Genomic DNA, 17795 nt, shown 5'->3' on the forward strand with positions numbered 1-17795 from the left:
GTATTGATGGATCCGATCCAGATCGACGACGCGCGCGATCCGCGGGTCGCCGCCTATCTCGACATCCGCGAGCGCGATCTCACCGGCCGCCATGGCCGGTTCGTCGCCGAAGGCAAGGTGGTGCTGGACGTCCTGCTGTCAGCCGGACGCTTTGCTGCGGAGTCGGTCCTGGTCCTCGAAAACCGGCTGGTCGGGCTCGACGACATCCTGCGCAAGGCCCCTGCCGACCTGCCGGTCTACGTTGCGGCAAGCGCCGTCATGGATAGGATCGCCGGCTTCCACATGCATCGCGGTATATTGGCGATCGGCAGCAAGGGCACGCCACAGCCCGCCGAGGCCTTGCTCGACACCTTGCCTGCCGAAGCGTTGATCGTCGTTCTCATCGGCATCGCCAACCATGACAATATCGGATCGATCTTCCGCAATGCCGCCGCCTTCGGCGCCGATGCCGTCTTCGTCGACGCCACCTGTTGCGACCCACTGTATCGCAAGGCGATCCGCGTCTCCGTCGGCGCCGCGTTGAAGGTGCCCTTTGCGTCCTTCGGCGACACTGAAGCTTTCATCGCGAAGCTCGGCGAGTTGGACTTCGGCCAGGTCGCTTTGTCGCCGCGTGGTGAGGCTGACATTCGCGATGCCGCGCGACCGAAACGACTGGCGCTCTATCTCGGCACCGAAGGCGAGGGCCTCCCGGAGAGGCTGCTCACTCGCCTGCGGACGGTGCGGATCGCGATGTCGGGAGGGTTCGACAGCCTGAATGTTGCGGCCGCCTCAGCCATCGCGCTGCATCATTTTTCGCGCTGATAGGGGTAGTCGGGCAATTCCAAGCCGAGGCTCGAAACTCAGCTCGGCGAGTCCGCCTTCTGCAACGCCCGGACGCGATCGGCGAGGCTGGTGGTTCCTGACCGCGTTTCCTGCGGCGCCGCCAGCGCCTTGGCGATCGGTGAATCGGGTCCTTCGAGCTTGGCCGTCAAATGGACGACCTCAGCCGCCAGATTGTTCATCTGTTCGCGCAAGGCAGAACCGGCATCATTGCCATTGCCGGGGCCATTCCCGGGCTTCGCGGATCCAGAACCGCCAAGCTCCGCCTTCATCCGCTTGTTTTCGCGGGCCAGCGTCGTCAGCCTGGCTTCGAGCCGCTCTCGGTCGCCTTCGAGCTTGGCGAGCGTCTTGTCGATGTCCTCGTTCCTGGCGCGGGCACTGTCTTGCGCACCAACCAGGCCAGCAGCCGCGGCGCCTCCCGCAGCCTCGCCCTTCACCCGTTCGCGAAGCCGGGCCAGTTCCTTTTCGCGGCGATCGAGCTTGTCCTCGCGATCGGCAAGCGTGGCGAGCAGACGCTCGAGCTTTCTGTCGAGGTCGGCGGTTCTTTTCTTTTCGGCCTTCAAGGCATCGCGCGTGGCCTTGGCCTCGGTGACGACTTCCTGATGGCGCCTGTCGGCCTCCTTGCGCTGGCCGCGCAGCACTGAAATGTCGTTGGCAAGTTTTTCCAGCTCGGATTCGCGAGCCACCAGTTCGATCTGACGATTGCTGGAGGAGAAGGACGCGTCGTCGTACATATGTTCGAGCTTTTCCAGCTCGAGCGCGCGCTTTTCCATCATGCGCTCTGTTTGTGCAAGCCTGTCCGACAGCTGTTGTATCTGCTGCTCGCGATGCAGCAGCAATTCGTTTTTTTCCCCGAGCTCCGAAAGCGCCTGCTTCTTGTCCTTGCGCTCGACCGCCAGGCCCTTCAGCGCCTCGCGGCCGCGATTGATTTCGACGAGTTGCTCATTCGCCTGCTCACGCAGCGTCTTGATGCTGATTTCGAGCCGGCGCGTCGTCATGGCGAACTCGGCCCGCAAGCTGTCCTTGTCGGCCTGGATCTCGGCCAGCGTTCGCGGCACCGACGCCTCGACACGCTTGCGTGTCAGCGCGACCGCCCGCCGCCAGATGGCCGGCGCGACCAGCAGCGCCAGAAAGCCTGCGCACAGAAAGCCGAGGGCGAAGAACAGGATCGACTGAACCAAGGTGACTACCCGTTACGGGCGGGCCGCTATCCGGCAACCGCCACTCTGGACTTTGCCATGTTCGCATGACGCAAATCCAGCGCTGCGGCAAGGGTTTGCCGCAGCTGCACCGGGTCAGAATCTGTTGATCGGGTCGAAGTGTGGTCGGAATCGCTCAGAAAGGATTCCAGGTCGGCCTCTGCGTCAGCTTCAGATAGCCGAGATTGACGCCAAGCCGCGCGCCGACGCCGGTGCGGATCGGCACCAGCAGCACCCTGTTGTTCTGCAGCACGTTGAAGCCGACGCCGGCCACGACATAGGCCGAACCGGCAACGCCGCCGAACCGATTGTAGAGATTGCTGACGTCATCGAGGTTATAGACGAGCATCATCACCCGCGATCCCTCGCCGCCGAAATCCCAACCGAGCGAAGGCCCTTGCCAGAACACCTTGTGGTCGCCGGCATTCTTGGTGTAGAGCGTACCTTCGCCATAGGTCAGGCCCCCGATCAGCGCGCCGGATCCCTCTTCGCCGAGCAGATAGCCATTGGGCAGGCCGTAGGAGGCAAAAATCTTCTCGACGACGGTTGCGAGACCGCCCGACGTCGCGCCGAAGAACTTGTGACCGGAATCGACGATCTCCTGAGCGGTGTATTCCTGTGCCCGCGACGCAGAGGTTGAGAAAGCGAGAGCGCCCATGAGGGCAATCGCCATGAAGAAGACGCGGACAAACGTCCGGTCGTAGAATCGGGAAACCATGCTTCCAATCTCCGTCAGGGAGCACTTTCGCCGACGCCTCGCACCCCGTCCGGCTCTTTAGGCGGCCGTTAAGGATGACTGTTACGGGCAAACTATGCCGTAATCCTTTTTCAACCATTAACCTCCCACATGAACATGGCGGTTCGAAGGCTGTTTCTGACTGTCTGCACGGGCTCCCATCCTGTGCAAAGATGCCGTTTTTCTCACAAGAATTGTGGATTGTTGCTGCACGCTCGGGCGCTGTGTATTCAGAATGCCTGGGGGAGAGAGCGTGATTCGGGTGGTGAGCGTGGCTGTCGGCCGCGCGGCCACCAGGATGTGAATTTTAGCAGGGATTTTTCGCCGATGGCTGAGCTTTTCTCTCTCTCCGCACCCGATCTCGCAGCCTTGTTGTGCAGCCGAGTCTGCCACGACATCATTTCGCCGGTCGGCGCCATCAACAACGGCCTTGAACTCCTGGACGAGGGCGGCGCCGACGAAGACGCCATGAAACTGATCCGGCAGAGCGCCAGAAACGCTTCGGCCCGCCTGCAATTCGCCCGCATCGCCTTCGGTGCCGCCGGTTCGGCGGGCATGATGATCGACACCGGCGATGCCGAGTCCGTCGCCATCGCCTTCCTGAAGAACGAGAAGCCGGAATTGATCTGGAACGGGGTTCGCGCCCTGCTGCCCAAGAACAAGGTCAAGCTGCTGCTCAATTTGCTGCTCGTCGCCAATGCCGCCATCCCGCGCGGTGGCAGATTGGTGGTCACGCTGGAAAACCTCGACACCGAGCCGCGCTTTGCGCTTGCCGCAAGCGGCCCGATGCTGCGCGTGCCGCCGAAATTCCTCGAGCTCCATTCCGGCAACAAGCCCGAGGAGCCTATCGACGCCCATACCGTCCAGCCCTACTACACGCTGCTGCTGGCGCGTGAGGCCAACATGACGATCTCGATTCATGCGACCGCCGAAGAGATCGTGCTGTCCGCGGCTTGAGCGAAGCCGTTCGGCAGGACGCCGAGCATCAAGAACAATCAAGTATCTTTTCCCGCTGATATTTGCGGCAATTCAGAACAGGCAAGTTTCAGCGCCGGCAACGCCCCTGCCGAATGGGGCTGCAAACGACATGTTTGTAAAAACTTTACCTAACGGCTTTTCTGCTTCTTTACCAGATCGGCCTAGTGTGCATCCCGATACCCGGATGCCGCCGGTTCGCCCCATGGCAAAGAGGACCCGGAAATGAAGCGCTGCATGTTTGTCGACGATTCGAGCGTCATCAGAAAGGTTGCAAAACGGATTCTTGGCGGCTCCGACATGGTGGTGATCGAAGCGGCAACTGGACTTGATGCTGTCGAGATGTGCGCTGCCGAGATGCCTGATGTGATTGTCGTCGACGGCGCCCTGCCGGACATGCAAGCGGTCGACGTCATTCGCCAGGTTCGCGCCATGGAGAGCACGATCAAACCGCAGATTCTGATCTCACTGGTCGAGGTCGATGTTGCCTCGATCATGAAGGCAAAGCGCGCCGGCGCCCAGGGTTATCTGTTGAAGCCGTTCAACCGGCCGCAACTGCTCGAACGTTTTCGTACCTTGAAGGTTGCCGCCTGACTCGGCACGTCCTCGGCCAAGAAGGGCAGCAAAAAACCCGGCCTGAGCCGGGTTTTCTCATTAAATTCAATCGGATGGTGTTCGCTCAGGCGCTGACGCGGATGTCTTCCGGCTCGCGCAGCACATAGCCGCGACCCCAGACCGTCTCGATGTAGTTCTGCCCACCGGATGCTGCGTCGAGCTTCTTGCGCAGCTTGCAAATGAAGACGTCGATGATCTTCAGTTCCGGTTCGTCCATGCCGCCATAAAGGTGGTTGAGGAACATTTCCTTGGTCAGCGTGGTGCCCTTGCGCAGCGAGAGCAACTCCAGCATCTGGTATTCCTTGCCGGTCAGATGCACGCGCTGGCCGCCGACTTCGACGGTCTTGGCGTCGAGATTGACCACCAGGTCGCCGGTGGTGATGACCGACTGGGCATGGCCCTTGGAACGGCGCACGATGGCATGAATGCGGGCGACCAGCTCGTCCTTGTGGAACGGCTTGGTCATATAGTCGTCGGCGCCGAAGCCCAGGCCGCGCACCTTGTCCTCTATACCGGCCATGCCGGACAGGATCAGGATCGGCGTCTTCACCTTGGACAGGCGAAGTGTCCGCAAGACTTCGTAGCCGGACATATCGGGAAGGTTGAGGTCGAGAAGAATGATATCGTAATCATAAAGTTTACCGAGATCGACACCTTCTTCGCCGAGGTCGGTCGTGTAAACATTAAAACTTTCAGATTTGAGCATCAGCTCGATGCTCTGAGCGGTTGCACTGTCGTCTTCTATCAGCAGAACGCGCATTTCATTCCCCTTTTCTGCCGCCGGACCATGTCACGACCCATCCGGGACCGGAGCAGTGATTGCCTGAACAGAGGCTGCCATCGAATGGTTAACAAAACCTAATTCCGCACCAAGGACGGTACCAGATTTTTTAACCCCTTTCTACACCCTCTTGAATCTAATGATGAATCACAGACCCAAATCGCTAATGCTACACATTAATAAGTCGGACTAAGTGACTCTAGGGACTCGCTGGCCGGCTTCCGTATCGGGAGCCGGAATTTTTACCCGGCCTTAAGTCCTCGCCCTTATGATTAACAATGCGCGTAAACGAATGGTTACCGCCGGCAAAAAACTTTAGGGATTTGTTTCCCATAGTTCGGGGAATGCCGGTGGATACGGGCGGCGCCAGGCCCTGGCGGGCGGATTGGACGATATGTGCAGGTGTGCGTTTCCGGGAGTACCGAATCATGAAGTCACGTGAAAACCTCGTTCGGCTGAAGCAATTTCAGGTGAATGAGAAGCGGCGGCAGCTGCTGCAGCTCGACATGATGATCGCCGAGTTCGAGCGCATGGCCGTTGAACTGGAGCTTCAGATCACCGCCGAGGAGAAGAAGGCCGGCATCACCGACATCAATCATTTTGCCTATCCGACCTTCGCCAAGGCGGCGCGTCTGCGCCGTGATAACCTCAGAAACTCTCAAAGCGACCTCGCCCAGCAGCGAAGCGCTGCCGAATCATTACTCGGCGAAGCTGAAGCGGAGCTTTCCAAGGCCGAGATGCTGGAATCGCGCGACACCAAGATCCGCGACGCGGAACTCGGCGGTCGCAGCGCCATGATCGGCTGACGGCAGAGTTTTAACCCGACCGGCGCCGCCTGACGCCGCGCTTTGCTTTGCGTGTAGCGCGCCAAAAGGCTCCGGCGCTGCTGATCCGGCCCGTAAGGCGGCCGCAGCTTCAGGCCCGTGCGAAATCCCTGTCCAGGTTCGCCGCCGCCCTCGCCCGCGCTTGCTTGATGTCAGGCACATGCTCTTCCGACCAGGAGCGTATCTGGGTGAGCAGCCCCGCCAGGTTCTGGCCAAGTTCGGTCAATTCATATTCGACCCGCGGCGGGATCACCGGAAAGATTTCGCGCCGCACAAGCCCGTCGCGCTCGAGGACGCGCAGCGTCTGCGTCAGCATTTTAGGCGTGATGCCTTCGAGCTTACGCGCCAGTTCGCCGTTGCGCATCCGGCCACGGCGCAGCGCACAAACCGTCAGATAGACCCATTTGCTGGCCAGCATCTCGAGCACGGCGTGCGAAGGACACGTCCGCTGGAAGGCGTCATAGCCGGAGCCGCAATCATTATCACTATCCATGAGGTGCCTATATATGGAAAAGGTACATACTGGGCAAGGGAATATTACTATCCAAATGATAGTGGCACAGAAACCCCAGCAGGAGCCTCCCATGCGTGCCGTTGTCCAGAATTCAGTCGGCGGACCCGACGTCCTCGTCATCGCCGATCGCCCCGCGCCCTCGCCCAAGTCAGGCGAAGTGCTCGTGCGCGTGCATGCCGCCGGCATCAATCCGGTCGATGGCTCGGTGCGCGCCGGTTACTATCCTTTGCTGGGCGAACCGCCCTTCACTTTGGGCTGGGATATTTCAGGCACGGTCGAGGCGGTGGGCCCAGGCGTCGATGGCGGCCTCAAGGTCGGTGACGCCGTGTTCGGCATGCCGCATTTTCCCAAGCAGGCCGCAGCCTATGCGGAACTCGCTGTCGCCCCGGCCGATGAAATCGCACCGAAGCCGCAAGGCATCAATCACTTTCATGCAGGCGCGCTGCCGCTGGCCGGCCTGACTGCCTGGCAAGGCCTTGTCCACCATGGCGGCCTGAAGCGCGGCCAGCGCGTGCTGATCCATGCCGCCGCCGGCGGCGTCGGGCATCTGGCCGTGCAGATCGCCAAGGCGCGCGGCGCTTATGTCATCGCCACCGCCAGCCCGAAGAAACTCGATTTCGTCCGCTCGCTCGGTGCCGATGAAGTGATCGACTACACCAAGGGAGATTTCGCCGCCGAGGTCAGCGACATCGACCTGGTGCTGGAGCCGATGGGCGGCGACCATGCCGACCAATCGCTGACAGTCCTGAAGGACGGCGGCGCCCTGGTGTCGCTGCTCAATGTCCACGACACCACCCGAGCCAAGGCTGCTGCGCGTGGGATCCGCGTCGAGCGCATGTCCGTCGTGCCCGACCGTGAAGGCCTCGTCGAACTTGGCAAACTGGTCGATGCGGGAAAGCTTGCGGTCCATGTGGCAAAGAGCTTTCCGCTCGAACAGGCGGGCGCCGCGCACGCTTTTCTCGCCACCAGGCCGATCGGCAAGGTGGTGCTGACGGTCTGAAGCAGGCATTACCGACAGGCAAAAGGGCGCGGTTACCGCGCCCTTTTCTGTTGTGGTCCTGGCTCTAGTGCCGGTATTGCTGGATGCGCGTCGTGCGCAGCCCGGCAAGGCCATATTCGTCGATCGACGCTTGCCAGGACAGGAATTCCTCGGTGGTCAGCTTGTAGCGCTGGCATGCCTCGTCGAGGCTCAAAAGCCCGCCGCGCACCGCAGCAACCACTTCCGCCTTGCGCCGGATAACCCAGCGACGTGTATTCGTCGGCGGAAGATCGGCAATCGTAAGAGGGCTGCCGTCAGGCCCAATAACATATTTGACTCGCGGTCTAACAAGATCGGTCATCGTACTCTCTACTAAAAACTCAAAGACCCAATCCCCACCACATTACCGCCACAGCTTTAAAAATTGCCTAAGCGAACCCTAATGAGTAGGTAAGGATCATGAACGCCGCGTTAGTCTTTTCGTCGGCATTTGAGGCAACGGCGGGCAGGCGCGCAATTTTCCCGCAAAATCGGCACCGCCGCAAAGCTGGCGCCGCTGGTGTGGTTGACCTATATTCGCGCCACTGCCATTGAAGCGCCGCGCAGAACGAAAGAACCATGAACAGCCTCGACCTTCCCGCCAGCCCGCAAAACACCCGCATCGTCGTCGCCATGTCGGGCGGTGTGGATTCGTCTGTCGTTGCCGGCCTTTTGAAGCGCGAAGGCTATGATGTCGTCGGCGTCACGCTGCAGCTCTACGACCATGGCGCCGCAACGCACCGGGCCGGGTCGTGCTGCGCCGGCCAGGACATTGACGATGCCCGCCGCGTTTCCGAGACACTGGGCATTCCGCATTACGTGCTCGACTATGAGGAGCGCTTCCGCAAGGCGGTCATCGACCCGTTTGCCGAGAGCTACGTTGCCGGCGAAACGCCCATTCCGTGCGTCTCTTGCAATCAGACGGTGAAGTTCGCCGACCTTTTGGCCACCGCCAAGGACCTTGGCGCCGATGCGCTCGCCACCGGCCATTATATCCGCTCCGGGGCCAATGGCGCCCACCGCGCGCTGTTCCGGCCCGTCGATGCCGACCGCGACCAGAGCTATTTCCTGTTTGCCACCACGCAGGCGCAGATCGACTATCTGCGCTTTCCGCTGGGTGGGCTGTCCAAGCCTGCGGTGCGGGCCATCGCCGAAGAAATGGGGCTGACCGTTGCCGCCAAGCAGGACAGTCAGGACATCTGCTTCGTGCCGCAGGGCAAATATTCCGACATCATCGCCAAGCTGAAGCCAGCTGCCGCCAACCCAGGCGACATCGTCCATATCGACGGCCGCGTGCTCGGTCGCCATGACGGCATCCTGCGCTATACGATCGGCCAGCGCCGCGGCATCGGCATCGCCTCGGGCGAGCCGCTTTACGTCGTCCATCTCGACGCCGACCGGGCCCGTGTCATCGTCGGCCCGCGCGAGGCGCTGGAGACCCACAAGATCTATCTGCGCAACATGAACTGGCTGGGCGATCGCGCGCTGTCCGACATTCCGGCCGCCGGCATGGAGCTGTTCGCCAAGGTGCGCTCGACGCGGCCGCCGCGCCCGGCCGTGCTGCATCACCGCGCCGGCAGCACCTTTGTCGAACTGGTCGACGGCGAGTCCGGCATCGCGCCGGGACAGGCCTGCGTGCTCTATTCGGACGACGGCAACGAAGCCCGCGTTTTCGGCGGCGGCTTCATTGAGCGCTCCGAGCGCGGCGCCGAGGCCGAAGCCATGCTCAGCCGGCTCGCAGCCAGGCCGGCGCAGATTCCCGCAGAGTAAACACTACCCTCTCGGAGACAGTTTTAGTTTCGATCTGCCTTAAGGGCAGAGTTTCGAAACGGTCTCAGGACTTTGTGTGCGTGACTGTACCCGCCGTCAGGATGCGCAGCACCCTGATGGCTTCCTCGCCGCTGGTGCGCGGCTCGGCCCGCGTCTCGATACACTGGATAAAGTGCTCGAGCTCGCGCGTCAGCGGCATCCCCTGGCCGACCGCGACATAGGACGGCTCGTTGGTGGTGAAGGCCCACTGGCCGCTGTCCTGCCACACCGCGTGGCGGTAGACGGCCAGCTTGCGCTCCCAGGGCTCGACATCGTCGAACACCGCCATTGCCTTGGTGCCGACCACGGTCAGCCGCCGCTCGCGATAGGGATTGAGCCGCGAGGTGAAGAGATGGCTGCGCAGCCCGTTGGGAAAACGCATGTGCAGATGCGCGAAATCGCTGAGATTGTCGAGGAGTGCCGCCCCCTCGCCCCTGACCTCGATTGGCTCGGTGCCGGTGATGGCCAGGATCATCGACAGATCGTGCGGCGCCAGATCCCACAGTGCGTCGTTCTCGGTGTGGAATTTGCCGAGGCCGAGCCGGTGCGAGTGGATGTAGCGGACCTCGCCGAGCTCGCCATTGTCGATCAGCGCCTTCAGCGTCTCGAAGGCGGGATGGAAGCGCAAGACATGGCCGACCATGAACACGCGGCCATTGTCCCTGGCCGCCTGCACGGCGCGCTCGGCGTCGGGCACGGTCAACGCAATCGGCTTTTCCACCAGCACGTCCTTGCCGGCCTCAGCGGCGCGCACGGCAAGATCGGCATGGAACTGCGGCGGCAGCGCCATGACGATGGCGTCGATATCATCACGCACGAACAGCTGGTCGGGCTCGATCGCCAGGCAGTCCTGCTCGCTGGCAAAGCCTTCGGCCCGCGCCCGATTGGCATCGGAAACCGCATGCAGCGCGCCGAGCGCCTTGAGGGTGCGGATGTGGTTGCTGCCCCAGTATCCGCAACCGAGGACTGCAATGCGCGGCTTCATCAGCTTCAACTCTAATTTCTTGGCCGAGACATAGCGGCGTGCCCCGTCGAACTCAACCCCGGTGGCTTACCGGAGATGCCAGCCCGGCAAAGCTTTTACCGGCGACAATATGCCGGCGCCCCTCGCGCATCGATGCTTGACAGGCTCGCCCTCCCAACCTTATATCCGCGCGACCTTGGCGAACGCCTCGAAATGCCTTTCGATTTAAGGCGGATTTCGGGCCTTTCGCCGCCCTGGCGGGGTAGCTCAGTTGGTTAGAGCACGGGAATCATAATCCTGGGGTCGGGGGTTCAAGTCCCTCTCCCGCTACCACCATTCCCCCGCTCGTTTGACGCCGTGGGGGAAGGCACCCTCGCCCAAGAGTGCCGTTAACCGCCCAGCGATTTCGACTTCGACGCCGCCGATCCTCGATGGATCTCGAAACACCGTGACGGTTTCGACCAAGTCGCGCATTGCCTCTGCACATTCGGAATCGCCAAAAGCAATGCCCTTAGCAAGCCCGGTCCGAAGTTGGTTTAGTTGTTCCTCGTAGCGAGCGAGCACCGCAGGGTGCAGCGCGATCACTCCCGTAGCGGCGGGCACCCGATCCAACTCGGCTAGAATGCCCTTACGCTCTTCATTCAGCGTTGTTGATTGCGGTCCCAGCACGGCTGGGTCGCCATAGCCCTTGGCAATGGCGTTGACCAGGCGCTCGATCTCCCGAGTTAGTTCTTCAAGCCGTCGCTCCAAACGGCTGCGCCTGGCATCGGTGTCGGCTGCCAAGCGCTTCCGTTCTTCGTGGTAGGTCTGGACGTACTGGGCAATCACTTCGGGATGGCGCAACTCGGCGGAAAGGCCGTTCAGAACTGCAGCTTCGACCGTATCCAAATAGAAGGTCTTGGGATCGGCGCATGTTCCGCTTTCAGTCGCGGCGGAACAGCGGATGCGAATGCGCTTGGACTTGTCCACGCCTTTCGACGACATTCCCGCACCACAGGCACCACACCTCAGGAGCCCCGTCAACATGTGCCGTGGTCGGCGCTGGTGGCTTGGATGAGTGGCTGCACGCGCCTTCTTGCGTGCTTGTGCTGCGTCGAACAGGTCGGACGGAACAATAGCGAGGTCGGGCACTGCGACTACTCGCCAGTCACCCTTGGGATTTGGGCGCGAGACACGTTTCCCCGTGTCAGGATCCTTGATCATTCTGACCCTGTTCCAGATCAGGCGGCCAGCATAAAGCTCATTGTGAAGCAGCCCCGTCCCTCTCTGCACATTTCCATTGATGGTGGAGGCATTCCAGGCACGACCGCGAGGCGGCGGTATGCGGTCTGTGTTTAGATCGTGAGCGATATCGCGCGGGGTTTGCCCTGCGACATACTCTCGAAAGACACGACGCACGATTTCCGCTTCATCCTCTGCGATCATCCGCTTCCCGGGATCGCCTAGCACGTACGAATAGCCATAGGTCAGACCGCCGGCGTGAAGCCCTTTGTTGACTCGGCCGGCTTGGCCCCTGCGGACTTTGTGAGCGATGTCCTCTCGGTATAGCTGGCCAACGAGACCGCGCAGGCCGACCAAGACCGTGTTCACCACGCCTTCGTGAACGGCACGAATTTCGATGCCGAGAAATGAAAGGCGTTTGTGAATGCCCGCAAGGTCTTCCATGTCGCGCGAAAGCCGATCAAGTGCCTCTACGACGAGCACGTCGAATTCGTGCTCACGCGCTTTGTCCATGAGCTGAAGTAATCCGTCACGGCCCAGGACGGAGCCACCGGAGCGTGCTCGGTCGTCAAACGTTGCGACAACGTTCAACCCCTCACGTTCTGCATATGCTCGGCACAAAGCGAGTTGATCGTCGATTGATCGCTCATTTTGGAGGTCGGTTGAGAAGCGTGCGTAGATCGCGGTTCGAGTCATGATAAGTTTTCTCGGCCTGTTCACGCTCGTGGTCTTCGCGAGCCGCTTGGCGCGCAAGTGCTTTTGCAAGGCGCAGAATCGCTCTATCAGGCGCTCGGAACAAGGCCCTTTTTTGGTGCCTCACAACCATTGCGAGTAGCGCTCGCTACGGATCGGCTGGGCTTCTGCTGAAAATAAGAATGCGCGGCTTGGTTCGATCCTGCCGAGATCATGATCTTGGTCCATGTCTCCCAGATGCGCGCATGCAGGAGATGAGAAAAGCCATCAAATTGATTAGTCGCAGAATTGGATAGCAAGGCGTGCTTTTCGGAAATCCGTAAGTCCCAACCTCAAGCCGCAAGCTATTCCGGGCGGCTCTGGAGAAGCTCTCAGGCATGTCTGGCGGGATCGCCTGACTACACCCACCGCCGTCTTTCCGAGGTTGTAGGCAACAAGTGGCGCGGGCCCTCACGACCTCCTCAACCTCGTTTCTAATACTCGTCTGGGCATTGCACAGGATCGATTTCCTTTCCCAATTCAAAGAGCAGAGACGACACGCGGTTGCGCACACGCGGGGGGAGTCGCATCAGCCTTTCGATCAAGCGTCTGCCTTCCGCGCTGGCGATGAATCCCAGGCGTTCGTCTACGGTCAGGAGCGGAGCGGTTGCCTCGCCATTGCCCGGCAGACCATCGAAGAAGCGGCTGACAGGAACATCCAGCGAGCGGGCGATTTCGTAGAGCGTGGAAGCGCTGACGCGGTTGCGCGCGCTTTCGTATTTCTGGAGCTGTTGAAAGCTGATGCGGATCGCACGGGCCAGTTGCGCCTGCGAGACGTCCGACTGGACTCGCAGAGTCGCGATCTGCCTGCCGACGTGACGGTCGGCCGGATGGGGACCGACCTCACCGTTAGGTGCCACACCGCTTTGAAAACGATCCAAGATTTTCATCAAGGCTTCACCTGCTCTGTGAGTTTTGCTGCTTTTCTGAGCTTGGGTTCGTCGCAACGTCTAAACGGTGAAGACGGACGAGGTCATTCAGTACCGATCGGATGTGCGGCCAGGGAAAATCGTCTGGATGTTCCCAGTGCTCACCGTCACGCAGGATGACCTTGAGCTTGGCCAAAATGCCTTCGATGGACGTGGCCGCTGTCTGCGGTAGATCATCCAGAAGTGCCCCTTCGACTGTTTCCGATTGCCGGATCAGTTCGTCTGTTCTCGAATAGCCGATCTCAGCATCAGCAGCGTCCCAGCGCGCCTGGTGTGCCACGAAATCCGCAAGCGCCCTGCCCCATTCGACTTCATTTTCAGGAGAGTGGGCATCGTTCAGGCTCTCGATGGAATGGAGCGTCACGTCCGTACCATCGGCAAGCCGCACCTTGGCGCAGGGAAAGCCAACTATCCTGGCGAGGTGTGTCTCCAACCGCTGCTGTTCGCGGCACAGCGCCAGTGTCTCATCATGGATTCTTTGCCAGCTCCCACACAGACGAAGAGCAGGATCAGCCGCGCTGCCGTCCGTCAGTTCGCCAGCCAGCGATTTTGCCTGGAAGGGCCATGCCGCCGCGCCCGTGGCCGTTCCCGTCAGCAAGCGCCGCCGGGTGATGAAAAACAAATTCATGCTATCGTCGGAATCATCCATGATCCGAGCTCCAAACAGCTTTGCATGGTTGGTGATACAGCCAAACGCTTTGGCGGCCTCAGCTAAATATCTGAATTTAAGATAACTGAAAATCAGATATAAAGGAAGCCCCCATCTGAGTTCAGATGAGGTGATAAGTGGTCGATACACTCGGTACGAATCGGCACAAAGCTTTGATCGCGCTGCTGATCAAAAACCGTGAAGCGGCAGGCCTTACGCAAGTTGAGTTGGCAACCAGGCTCGGCCAATACCAATCGTTCGTAGCTCGACTAGAAAGCGGACAGAGACGTGTTGATGTCGTGGAGTTTATAAACCTCGCCGAGATTCTCGGTTTTAGCGCTCCGTCAGCCATCAAGAAGCTATCGGAAGTAACAGGTTGAGCGATGGGAGCGTGTGACCGCGCTAGTGCAAATTGACAATTTGCAGAACCGGCAAGGAAGCCCCCAGGTTGTTGCACCTACCCGTTCAATCGGACCTCTTCACCTCAGCCTTCGACCCCCATCGAATGGGATCCTCAACCCAGCGGTTGATCTCGGATTCATGCCACCCGGCGCCATTGGTGCTGATCCTCAGTTGAGCCGGGAACGTGCCGTCGGCGATCTTGCGATAGATTGTCGAGCGGGACAGGCCGGTCCTGGCGAGGACTGTTTTGAGACGAACGATACGATCCGGCTCGGACATAGCTTGCGTCCACCTGAATGGTTGTTGCTGATTTCTGTTGGGACAGACAGGACGAACCCATGCCGGAGGCAATCCGATTTTTCGCTTCATCCGCCTGTAGCGTGAAAACGGTGGCAAATCGGAGGGGTGTCAGAGCCCAAGGCCCCGCCCCTTTCCGATGCCATGGCTGAATGCCAGTTCCACACCCAGACGCCGGCCGGATTCGACCTCGATGCCAAGCGCCTTCTTATGATTGGCAAGCATGGATTCAAGCTGCGGATCGCGTTCAAGGCTCTTGGCCATATCGGACATGGCCGAGCGCGTTGACTTGTAGCCGGACATGTCGCCGGCCTGATATTGCTCCCGTCCCGTCCGATCGAGCTTTTGCCAGCGTTCGACGAAACGGTCGGCGCGGCGGCCTGGATCGATGTCCATCCCGGTGCGGATTTCCGTCTCAAGCTGGAGAGCAAGCACGATGCGGCGGACGCGGCCAGCCCCCGCCTCGTGGACAAGTTCGGGATTTTTCACATAAGCCGCTTCGGCATCGCGCCAGCCAAAGGGCCGCACCTTCTCGAAGGCCCTACGGGCATCCCTCAACTCGCGCATCTGCTCGGGACTGCCCAGCCCATCCGCATCTCCGTTGTGCGATATCGCGTCGATAGCGCGCGCGTGACGAATAAGCGCCTGGGTGCGAGCGCTGCGCAACGCCGCTTCCGCGTCCACCGGCACAGACGTGTCGCGCTGCGCTCCTCTGGCGGAAGCTTCCCTTCCAGGCGCGGCGACGGCATCGTCGCCTCGCGCTCCACCGTCTTCCCTTCCCGGCCTGCGCCCAAGGTCTTGGTCAAGCCCGGCGTCGCCAGGCGAGCGCAACCCGTCCAGCAGCCCGCCGATCCTGTCGCGAAGCTTCTCCGGAACGATGCGGCGCACGATCTCTATCACGCGCTCGCGGAAGGTTATGCCGCGCCGCTCGGCATAGCTCTGCGCCGGGTCGACCTTCTCGTAATCCGACGCCATGTCCTTGGCGCGGTCGCGTGACAGCGTGCGGACCAGCCGTTCGGGGGTCGCGAAGTCATCGGCCCCATAATGCAGCTCCATCCTGTCTCGATGCCGCGACAGTGCGACGTAGCTGCCATGCGCATCCATGCCCGGCGTGGCGAGCACATGGGTCCGGTCGACGGTCATGCCCTGCGCCTTGTGAATGGTTGCGGCATTGCCGTGGTCGATGTGCGCGTAGTCTTTCAGGTCGAACCGCACCGACCTGCCATCATCGGTGCGCACGGTCATGCCTTGTTTGCTGACTTCTTCCACAATGCCGAGCGTGCCGTTCTTGACGCCAAGCCCGCGCTCGTTGCGCAAGAACATGACCCGGTCGCCGCTGGCGAAGTTTCTTGGGCCGCGTTCCACATCCACCTGAACCTCGTCGCCGAGATCGCCAGCAGCGCGCATGCGCTCGCGCGCTGCCTGGTTGAGCGCGCTCACCTCGTTGTTTGTGTGGGTGAGGATGATCCGGCTTGCCTCTGGATGCGCCTGCCTGTCGCGATCCCAGCGCTCGACGAGTTCAGCTCGCGCCTCGTCGCGCGTTGCAGCCTGATGCACCATGCCTTGCGCATCGTAGGTGCCGATCGCGGCGCCGATCCTGCCGGTTGCCAGATCGCGCGTGGCATCGCGCTGCCAGTCCTCACGCTGCCGGCGAACCTGACCGATTTCGACGCCGCCATGACGCTCGTGGATGGAACGGAATGCGGCGCCGGCCTCGATCGCCTGCAACTGCTGCGGATCGCCGACGAGTACGACTTTTGCGCCAACGTCGGCGGCATGGGAAAGCACGCGCTCCAACTGGCGCGTGCCGACCATGCCGGCCTCATCAATCACCAGGACATCGCGAGCTGTGAGCAGATCGCGGCCCTGTCCCCAGCTATGCTCCATACTGGCGATGGTGCGTGATGAGATGCCTGATCCGCCTTCCAGATTCTCGGCGGCAATGCCGGAGAGTGCGGCGCCTCGAACCTCGTAGCCCGCCGCTGCCCATGCCTGGCGCGCAACGCCCAGCATGGCGCTCTTGCCCGTTCCGGCAAAGCCGACGACGACACCAAGACCGTTTCTATCGGTGATATGCGCCAGCGCATCGGTCTGCTCGCTCGAAAGGACAAGCCCGCGTTGCGCTGCGCGCGCCAGTGCCGCCTCGCGATGTGCGTTACTCACCGCGTGTCTCTCGTCCAAATCGATACGCTCCGCAGCGCGGTGAAGGCGCTGTTCGGTGTCGATCATCTGCCGAGTGGTGAAGCGATCTTCGCCACGTCCGTCCTTGCCGAGTTCAATCAGATCGGGTGCGTTGCTGATGGCTGCCACGACCGCGTTGAACTGCTCCACTCCGTCGCTGTGCCGATGCGAGAACTTCGCAATGTCCTTTCGGGTGAAAGTCGATTGCTGGTGCGTGATGGCATCGAGCGCCACGGATGGATCGGCAATGATGCGCGCACCATTGTTGCGCGCGATGTCGCGATGCAGTTCGGCGCGATCTGCTTCAATGTCGCTAGCAGCAAGGCCACTGCCCTCAATGCGCTGTGCTGGCGCACCAATCTGGGTTTGCGGCTCCAGTGAAATGCCCTGCGCTTCCAGACTGCGATGATCGATGTGCGCGTCGATGTCGAGTTCGGCCAGGCGTTCATTGGCCAGCTCCGCCCATCGCTCGCGCCAGCGCTCAACCAGCTGGGTAGCATTCCAGTCTCGAACCTTGGCGCCAAAACCATTCTCGTCCACGGCCCGCATGGTCAGCATGACATGAGCATGCGGCTTGGGGCTTCCATCCTCTGCGCGGTCCCAGTGCACATTGAGATCGGCGACCATGCCCCGGCTTACGAACTCAGCCTGAACGAAGTCGCGCGCCAACTCGATGCCTTGCGCCTGGCTGAGTTCACGCGGGAGCGCAAACTCGACCTCGCGGGCAAGTTGCGCATCCTTCCTCACCTCGAACGCCTCGACATCGTTCCAAAGCCGTTCGCGGTCGCGCCAGGCCTCCGGTGCATCCTCCGGCAGCATCACCTCGGAATGAACGACACCGCGCTTGGCGGAGAAGTCGTGGCTGCGTTCTATCCGCTCGTCACGCAGCCGCGAGGCCGAGCGGTAGGCGGCGGACGCCACAGCGCTTGAGCCTGCCTTGCGGCCAATGACCTTGACGTGAAGATGATAGATCGCCATCGCGACCAGATCATTTGCACGTCAAAGCCCACGTCGGCACGACGTATAAGCGCGCCCTCCCTCGAAAAAATCTCGGGATGGACCAGCCCGTCCCGGGCTGTCTCGGCGACCCTGAAGCCTTCCGGCAGCCGCTCCCCTATCATCCTCCGACC

At 61.2% G+C, this 17795-nt stretch carries 18 protein-coding genes and 1 tRNA gene; 8 read left to right on the top strand and 11 right to left on the bottom strand.

What is annotated here, in order from left to right; all coding sequences use genetic code 11:
- Positions 1-6: 6 nt before the first annotated feature.
- A complete protein-coding gene (locus NLY44_RS15405; protein ID WP_023804781.1) occupies positions 7-801 on the top strand; it encodes a TrmH family RNA methyltransferase in 795 nt (264 codons plus the stop codon).
- Between the two features lie 38 nt (positions 802-839).
- Here the strand turns inward: NLY44_RS15405 and NLY44_RS15410 are convergent, their stop codons facing one another.
- Both NLY44_RS15410 and NLY44_RS15415 read right to left on the bottom strand, forming a co-directional pair.
- Positions 840-2000 (bottom strand): coiled-coil domain-containing protein, encoded by a 1161-nt coding sequence (locus NLY44_RS15410; protein ID WP_023804780.1) that lies wholly within the window; start codon positions 1998-2000, stop codon positions 840-842.
- Between the two features lie 154 nt (positions 2001-2154).
- The gene (locus NLY44_RS15415; protein WP_245259859.1) at positions 2155-2691 is read right to left on the bottom strand and encodes a DUF1134 domain-containing protein; all 537 of its coding nucleotides are present in this window, start codon (positions 2689-2691) and stop codon (positions 2155-2157) included.
- A gap of 390 nt (positions 2692-3081) precedes the next feature.
- On the opposite strand from NLY44_RS15415, the gene chpT reads away from it, so the two are divergent.
- Both chpT and NLY44_RS15425 read left to right on the top strand, forming a co-directional pair.
- A complete protein-coding gene (gene chpT / locus NLY44_RS15420) occupies positions 3082-3711 on the top strand; it encodes a histidine phosphotransferase ChpT (protein WP_023669947.1) in 630 nt (209 codons plus the stop codon).
- Between the two features lie 243 nt (positions 3712-3954).
- A complete protein-coding gene (locus NLY44_RS15425; RefSeq protein ID WP_023669946.1) occupies positions 3955-4323 on the top strand; it encodes a response regulator transcription factor in 369 nt (122 codons plus the stop codon).
- Between the two features lie 85 nt (positions 4324-4408).
- On the opposite strand, the gene ctrA is transcribed toward NLY44_RS15425, so the two are convergent.
- Entirely contained in the window at positions 4409-5104 is a 696-nt protein-coding gene (gene ctrA, locus NLY44_RS15430; protein WP_006203583.1) for a response regulator transcription factor CtrA, read from the bottom strand.
- 449 nt (positions 5105-5553) lie between these two features.
- Between ctrA and NLY44_RS15435 the strand changes: the two genes are divergently transcribed.
- Positions 5554-5931 (top strand): flagellar export protein FliJ, encoded by a 378-nt coding sequence (locus NLY44_RS15435; protein WP_023669945.1) that lies wholly within the window; start codon positions 5554-5556, stop codon positions 5929-5931.
- 109 nt (positions 5932-6040) lie between these two features.
- Here the strand turns inward: NLY44_RS15435 and NLY44_RS15440 are convergent, their stop codons facing one another.
- Positions 6041-6442: a winged helix-turn-helix transcriptional regulator gene (locus NLY44_RS15440; RefSeq protein ID WP_023728297.1), complete on the bottom strand. Its 402-nt coding sequence runs from the start codon at positions 6440-6442 to the stop codon at positions 6041-6043.
- A 91-nt stretch (positions 6443-6533) separates the two neighbouring features.
- Here NLY44_RS15440 and NLY44_RS15445 point away from each other — a divergent pair, with 91 nt between their 5' ends.
- Positions 6534-7463, top strand: a complete 930-nt coding sequence (locus tag NLY44_RS15445) for an NADP-dependent oxidoreductase (protein ID WP_023728298.1) — start codon at positions 6534-6536, stop codon at positions 7461-7463.
- A gap of 64 nt (positions 7464-7527) precedes the next feature.
- Here the strand turns inward: NLY44_RS15445 and sciP are convergent, their stop codons facing one another.
- A complete protein-coding gene (sciP, locus tag NLY44_RS15450; protein ID WP_013529904.1) occupies positions 7528-7803 on the bottom strand; it encodes a CtrA inhibitor SciP in 276 nt (91 codons plus the stop codon).
- Positions 7804-8060: 257 nt separating this feature from the next.
- Here sciP and mnmA point away from each other — a divergent pair, with 257 nt between their 5' ends.
- The gene (gene mnmA, locus NLY44_RS15455) at positions 8061-9251 is read left to right on the top strand and encodes a tRNA 2-thiouridine(34) synthase MnmA (RefSeq protein ID WP_023683624.1); all 1191 of its coding nucleotides are present in this window, start codon (positions 8061-8063) and stop codon (positions 9249-9251) included.
- Positions 9252-9315: 64 nt separating this feature from the next.
- On the opposite strand, the gene NLY44_RS15460 is transcribed toward mnmA, so the two are convergent.
- A complete protein-coding gene (locus NLY44_RS15460; RefSeq protein ID WP_023669941.1) occupies positions 9316-10275 on the bottom strand; it encodes a Gfo/Idh/MocA family protein in 960 nt (319 codons plus the stop codon).
- A gap of 235 nt (positions 10276-10510) precedes the next feature.
- Between NLY44_RS15460 and NLY44_RS15465 the strand changes: the two genes are divergently transcribed.
- A tRNA-Met gene (locus NLY44_RS15465) sits at positions 10511-10587 on the top strand.
- On the opposite strand, the gene NLY44_RS15470 is transcribed toward NLY44_RS15465, so the two are convergent.
- The 3 genes from NLY44_RS15470 to NLY44_RS15480 form a co-directional block, all read right to left on the bottom strand.
- The gene (locus NLY44_RS15470; protein ID WP_286457583.1) at positions 10582-12171 is read right to left on the bottom strand and encodes a recombinase family protein; all 1590 of its coding nucleotides are present in this window, start codon (positions 12169-12171) and stop codon (positions 10582-10584) included. The two genes, NLY44_RS15465 and NLY44_RS15470, sit on opposite strands and share 6 nt — an antisense overlap.
- A 470-nt stretch (positions 12172-12641) precedes the next feature.
- Positions 12642-13097 carry a helix-turn-helix domain-containing protein gene (locus NLY44_RS15475; protein ID WP_023686247.1) on the bottom strand — a complete coding sequence of 152 codons (456 nt, stop codon included), beginning with the start codon at positions 13095-13097 and terminating at the stop codon, positions 12642-12644.
- A 7-nt stretch (positions 13098-13104) separates the two neighbouring features.
- Positions 13105-13785: a hypothetical protein gene (locus NLY44_RS15480; RefSeq protein ID WP_023669908.1), complete on the bottom strand. Its 681-nt coding sequence runs from the start codon at positions 13783-13785 to the stop codon at positions 13105-13107.
- Positions 13786-13922: 137 nt separating this feature from the next.
- On the opposite strand from NLY44_RS15480, the gene NLY44_RS15485 reads away from it, so the two are divergent.
- Positions 13923-14165, top strand: coding sequence for a helix-turn-helix domain-containing protein (locus tag NLY44_RS15485; protein ID WP_023699715.1), 243 nt, complete (start codon positions 13923-13925; stop codon positions 14163-14165).
- An 85-nt stretch (positions 14166-14250) separates the two neighbouring features.
- Here NLY44_RS15485 and NLY44_RS15490 read toward each other — a convergent pair whose 3' ends face one another.
- Together NLY44_RS15490 and traA are read right to left on the bottom strand one after the other, a co-directional pair.
- Positions 14251-14466, bottom strand: a complete 216-nt coding sequence (locus tag NLY44_RS15490; RefSeq protein WP_023669907.1) for a helix-turn-helix transcriptional regulator — start codon at positions 14464-14466, stop codon at positions 14251-14253.
- A gap of 129 nt (positions 14467-14595) precedes the next feature.
- Positions 14596-17643, bottom strand: a complete 3048-nt coding sequence (traA, locus tag NLY44_RS15495) for a Ti-type conjugative transfer relaxase TraA (RefSeq protein WP_023669906.1) — start codon at positions 17641-17643, stop codon at positions 14596-14598.
- Positions 17644-17795: the final 152 nt, after the last annotated feature.

The organism is Mesorhizobium sp. C089B (genome assembly GCF_030323125.1).
In the GTDB taxonomy this organism is placed as follows: domain Bacteria; phylum Pseudomonadota; class Alphaproteobacteria; order Rhizobiales; family Rhizobiaceae; genus Mesorhizobium.

Bases quoted from the DNA above. Each gene is read 5' to 3' on its own strand.
- NLY44_RS15405 (WP_023804781.1), top strand. From the start codon at position 7: ATGGATCCGATCCAGATCGACGACGCGCGCGATCCGCGGGTCGCCGCC.
- NLY44_RS15415 (WP_245259859.1), bottom strand. From the start codon at position 2,691: ATGGCGATTGCCCTCATGGGCGCTCTCGCTTTCTCAACCTCTGCGTCG.
- chpT (WP_023669947.1), top strand. From the start codon at position 3,082: ATGGCTGAGCTTTTCTCTCTCTCCGCACCCGATCTCGCAGCCTTGTTG.
- NLY44_RS15425 (WP_023669946.1), top strand. From the start codon at position 3,955: ATGAAGCGCTGCATGTTTGTCGACGATTCGAGCGTCATCAGAAAGGTT.
- ctrA (WP_006203583.1), bottom strand. From the start codon at position 5,104: ATGCGCGTTCTGCTGATAGAAGACGACAGTGCAACCGCTCAGAGCATC.
- NLY44_RS15435 (WP_023669945.1), top strand. From the start codon at position 5,554: ATGAAGTCACGTGAAAACCTCGTTCGGCTGAAGCAATTTCAGGTGAAT.
- NLY44_RS15440 (WP_023728297.1), bottom strand. From the start codon at position 6,442: ATGGATAGTGATAATGATTGCGGCTCCGGCTATGACGCCTTCCAGCGG.
- NLY44_RS15445 (WP_023728298.1), top strand. From the start codon at position 6,534: ATGCGTGCCGTTGTCCAGAATTCAGTCGGCGGACCCGACGTCCTCGTC.
- sciP (WP_013529904.1), bottom strand. From the start codon at position 7,803: ATGACCGATCTTGTTAGACCGCGAGTCAAATATGTTATTGGGCCTGAC.
- mnmA (WP_023683624.1), top strand. From the start codon at position 8,061: ATGAACAGCCTCGACCTTCCCGCCAGCCCGCAAAACACCCGCATCGTC.
- NLY44_RS15460 (WP_023669941.1), bottom strand. From the start codon at position 10,275: ATGAAGCCGCGCATTGCAGTCCTCGGTTGCGGATACTGGGGCAGCAAC.
- NLY44_RS15470 (WP_286457583.1), bottom strand. From the start codon at position 12,171: ATGACTCGAACCGCGATCTACGCACGCTTCTCAACCGACCTCCAAAAT.
- NLY44_RS15475 (WP_023686247.1), bottom strand. From the start codon at position 13,097: ATGAAAATCTTGGATCGTTTTCAAAGCGGTGTGGCACCTAACGGTGAG.
- NLY44_RS15480 (WP_023669908.1), bottom strand. From the start codon at position 13,785: ATGGATGATTCCGACGATAGCATGAATTTGTTTTTCATCACCCGGCGG.
- NLY44_RS15490 (WP_023669907.1), bottom strand. From the start codon at position 14,466: ATGTCCGAGCCGGATCGTATCGTTCGTCTCAAAACAGTCCTCGCCAGG.
- traA (WP_023669906.1), bottom strand. From the start codon at position 17,643: ATGGCGATCTATCATCTTCACGTCAAGGTCATTGGCCGCAAGGCAGGC.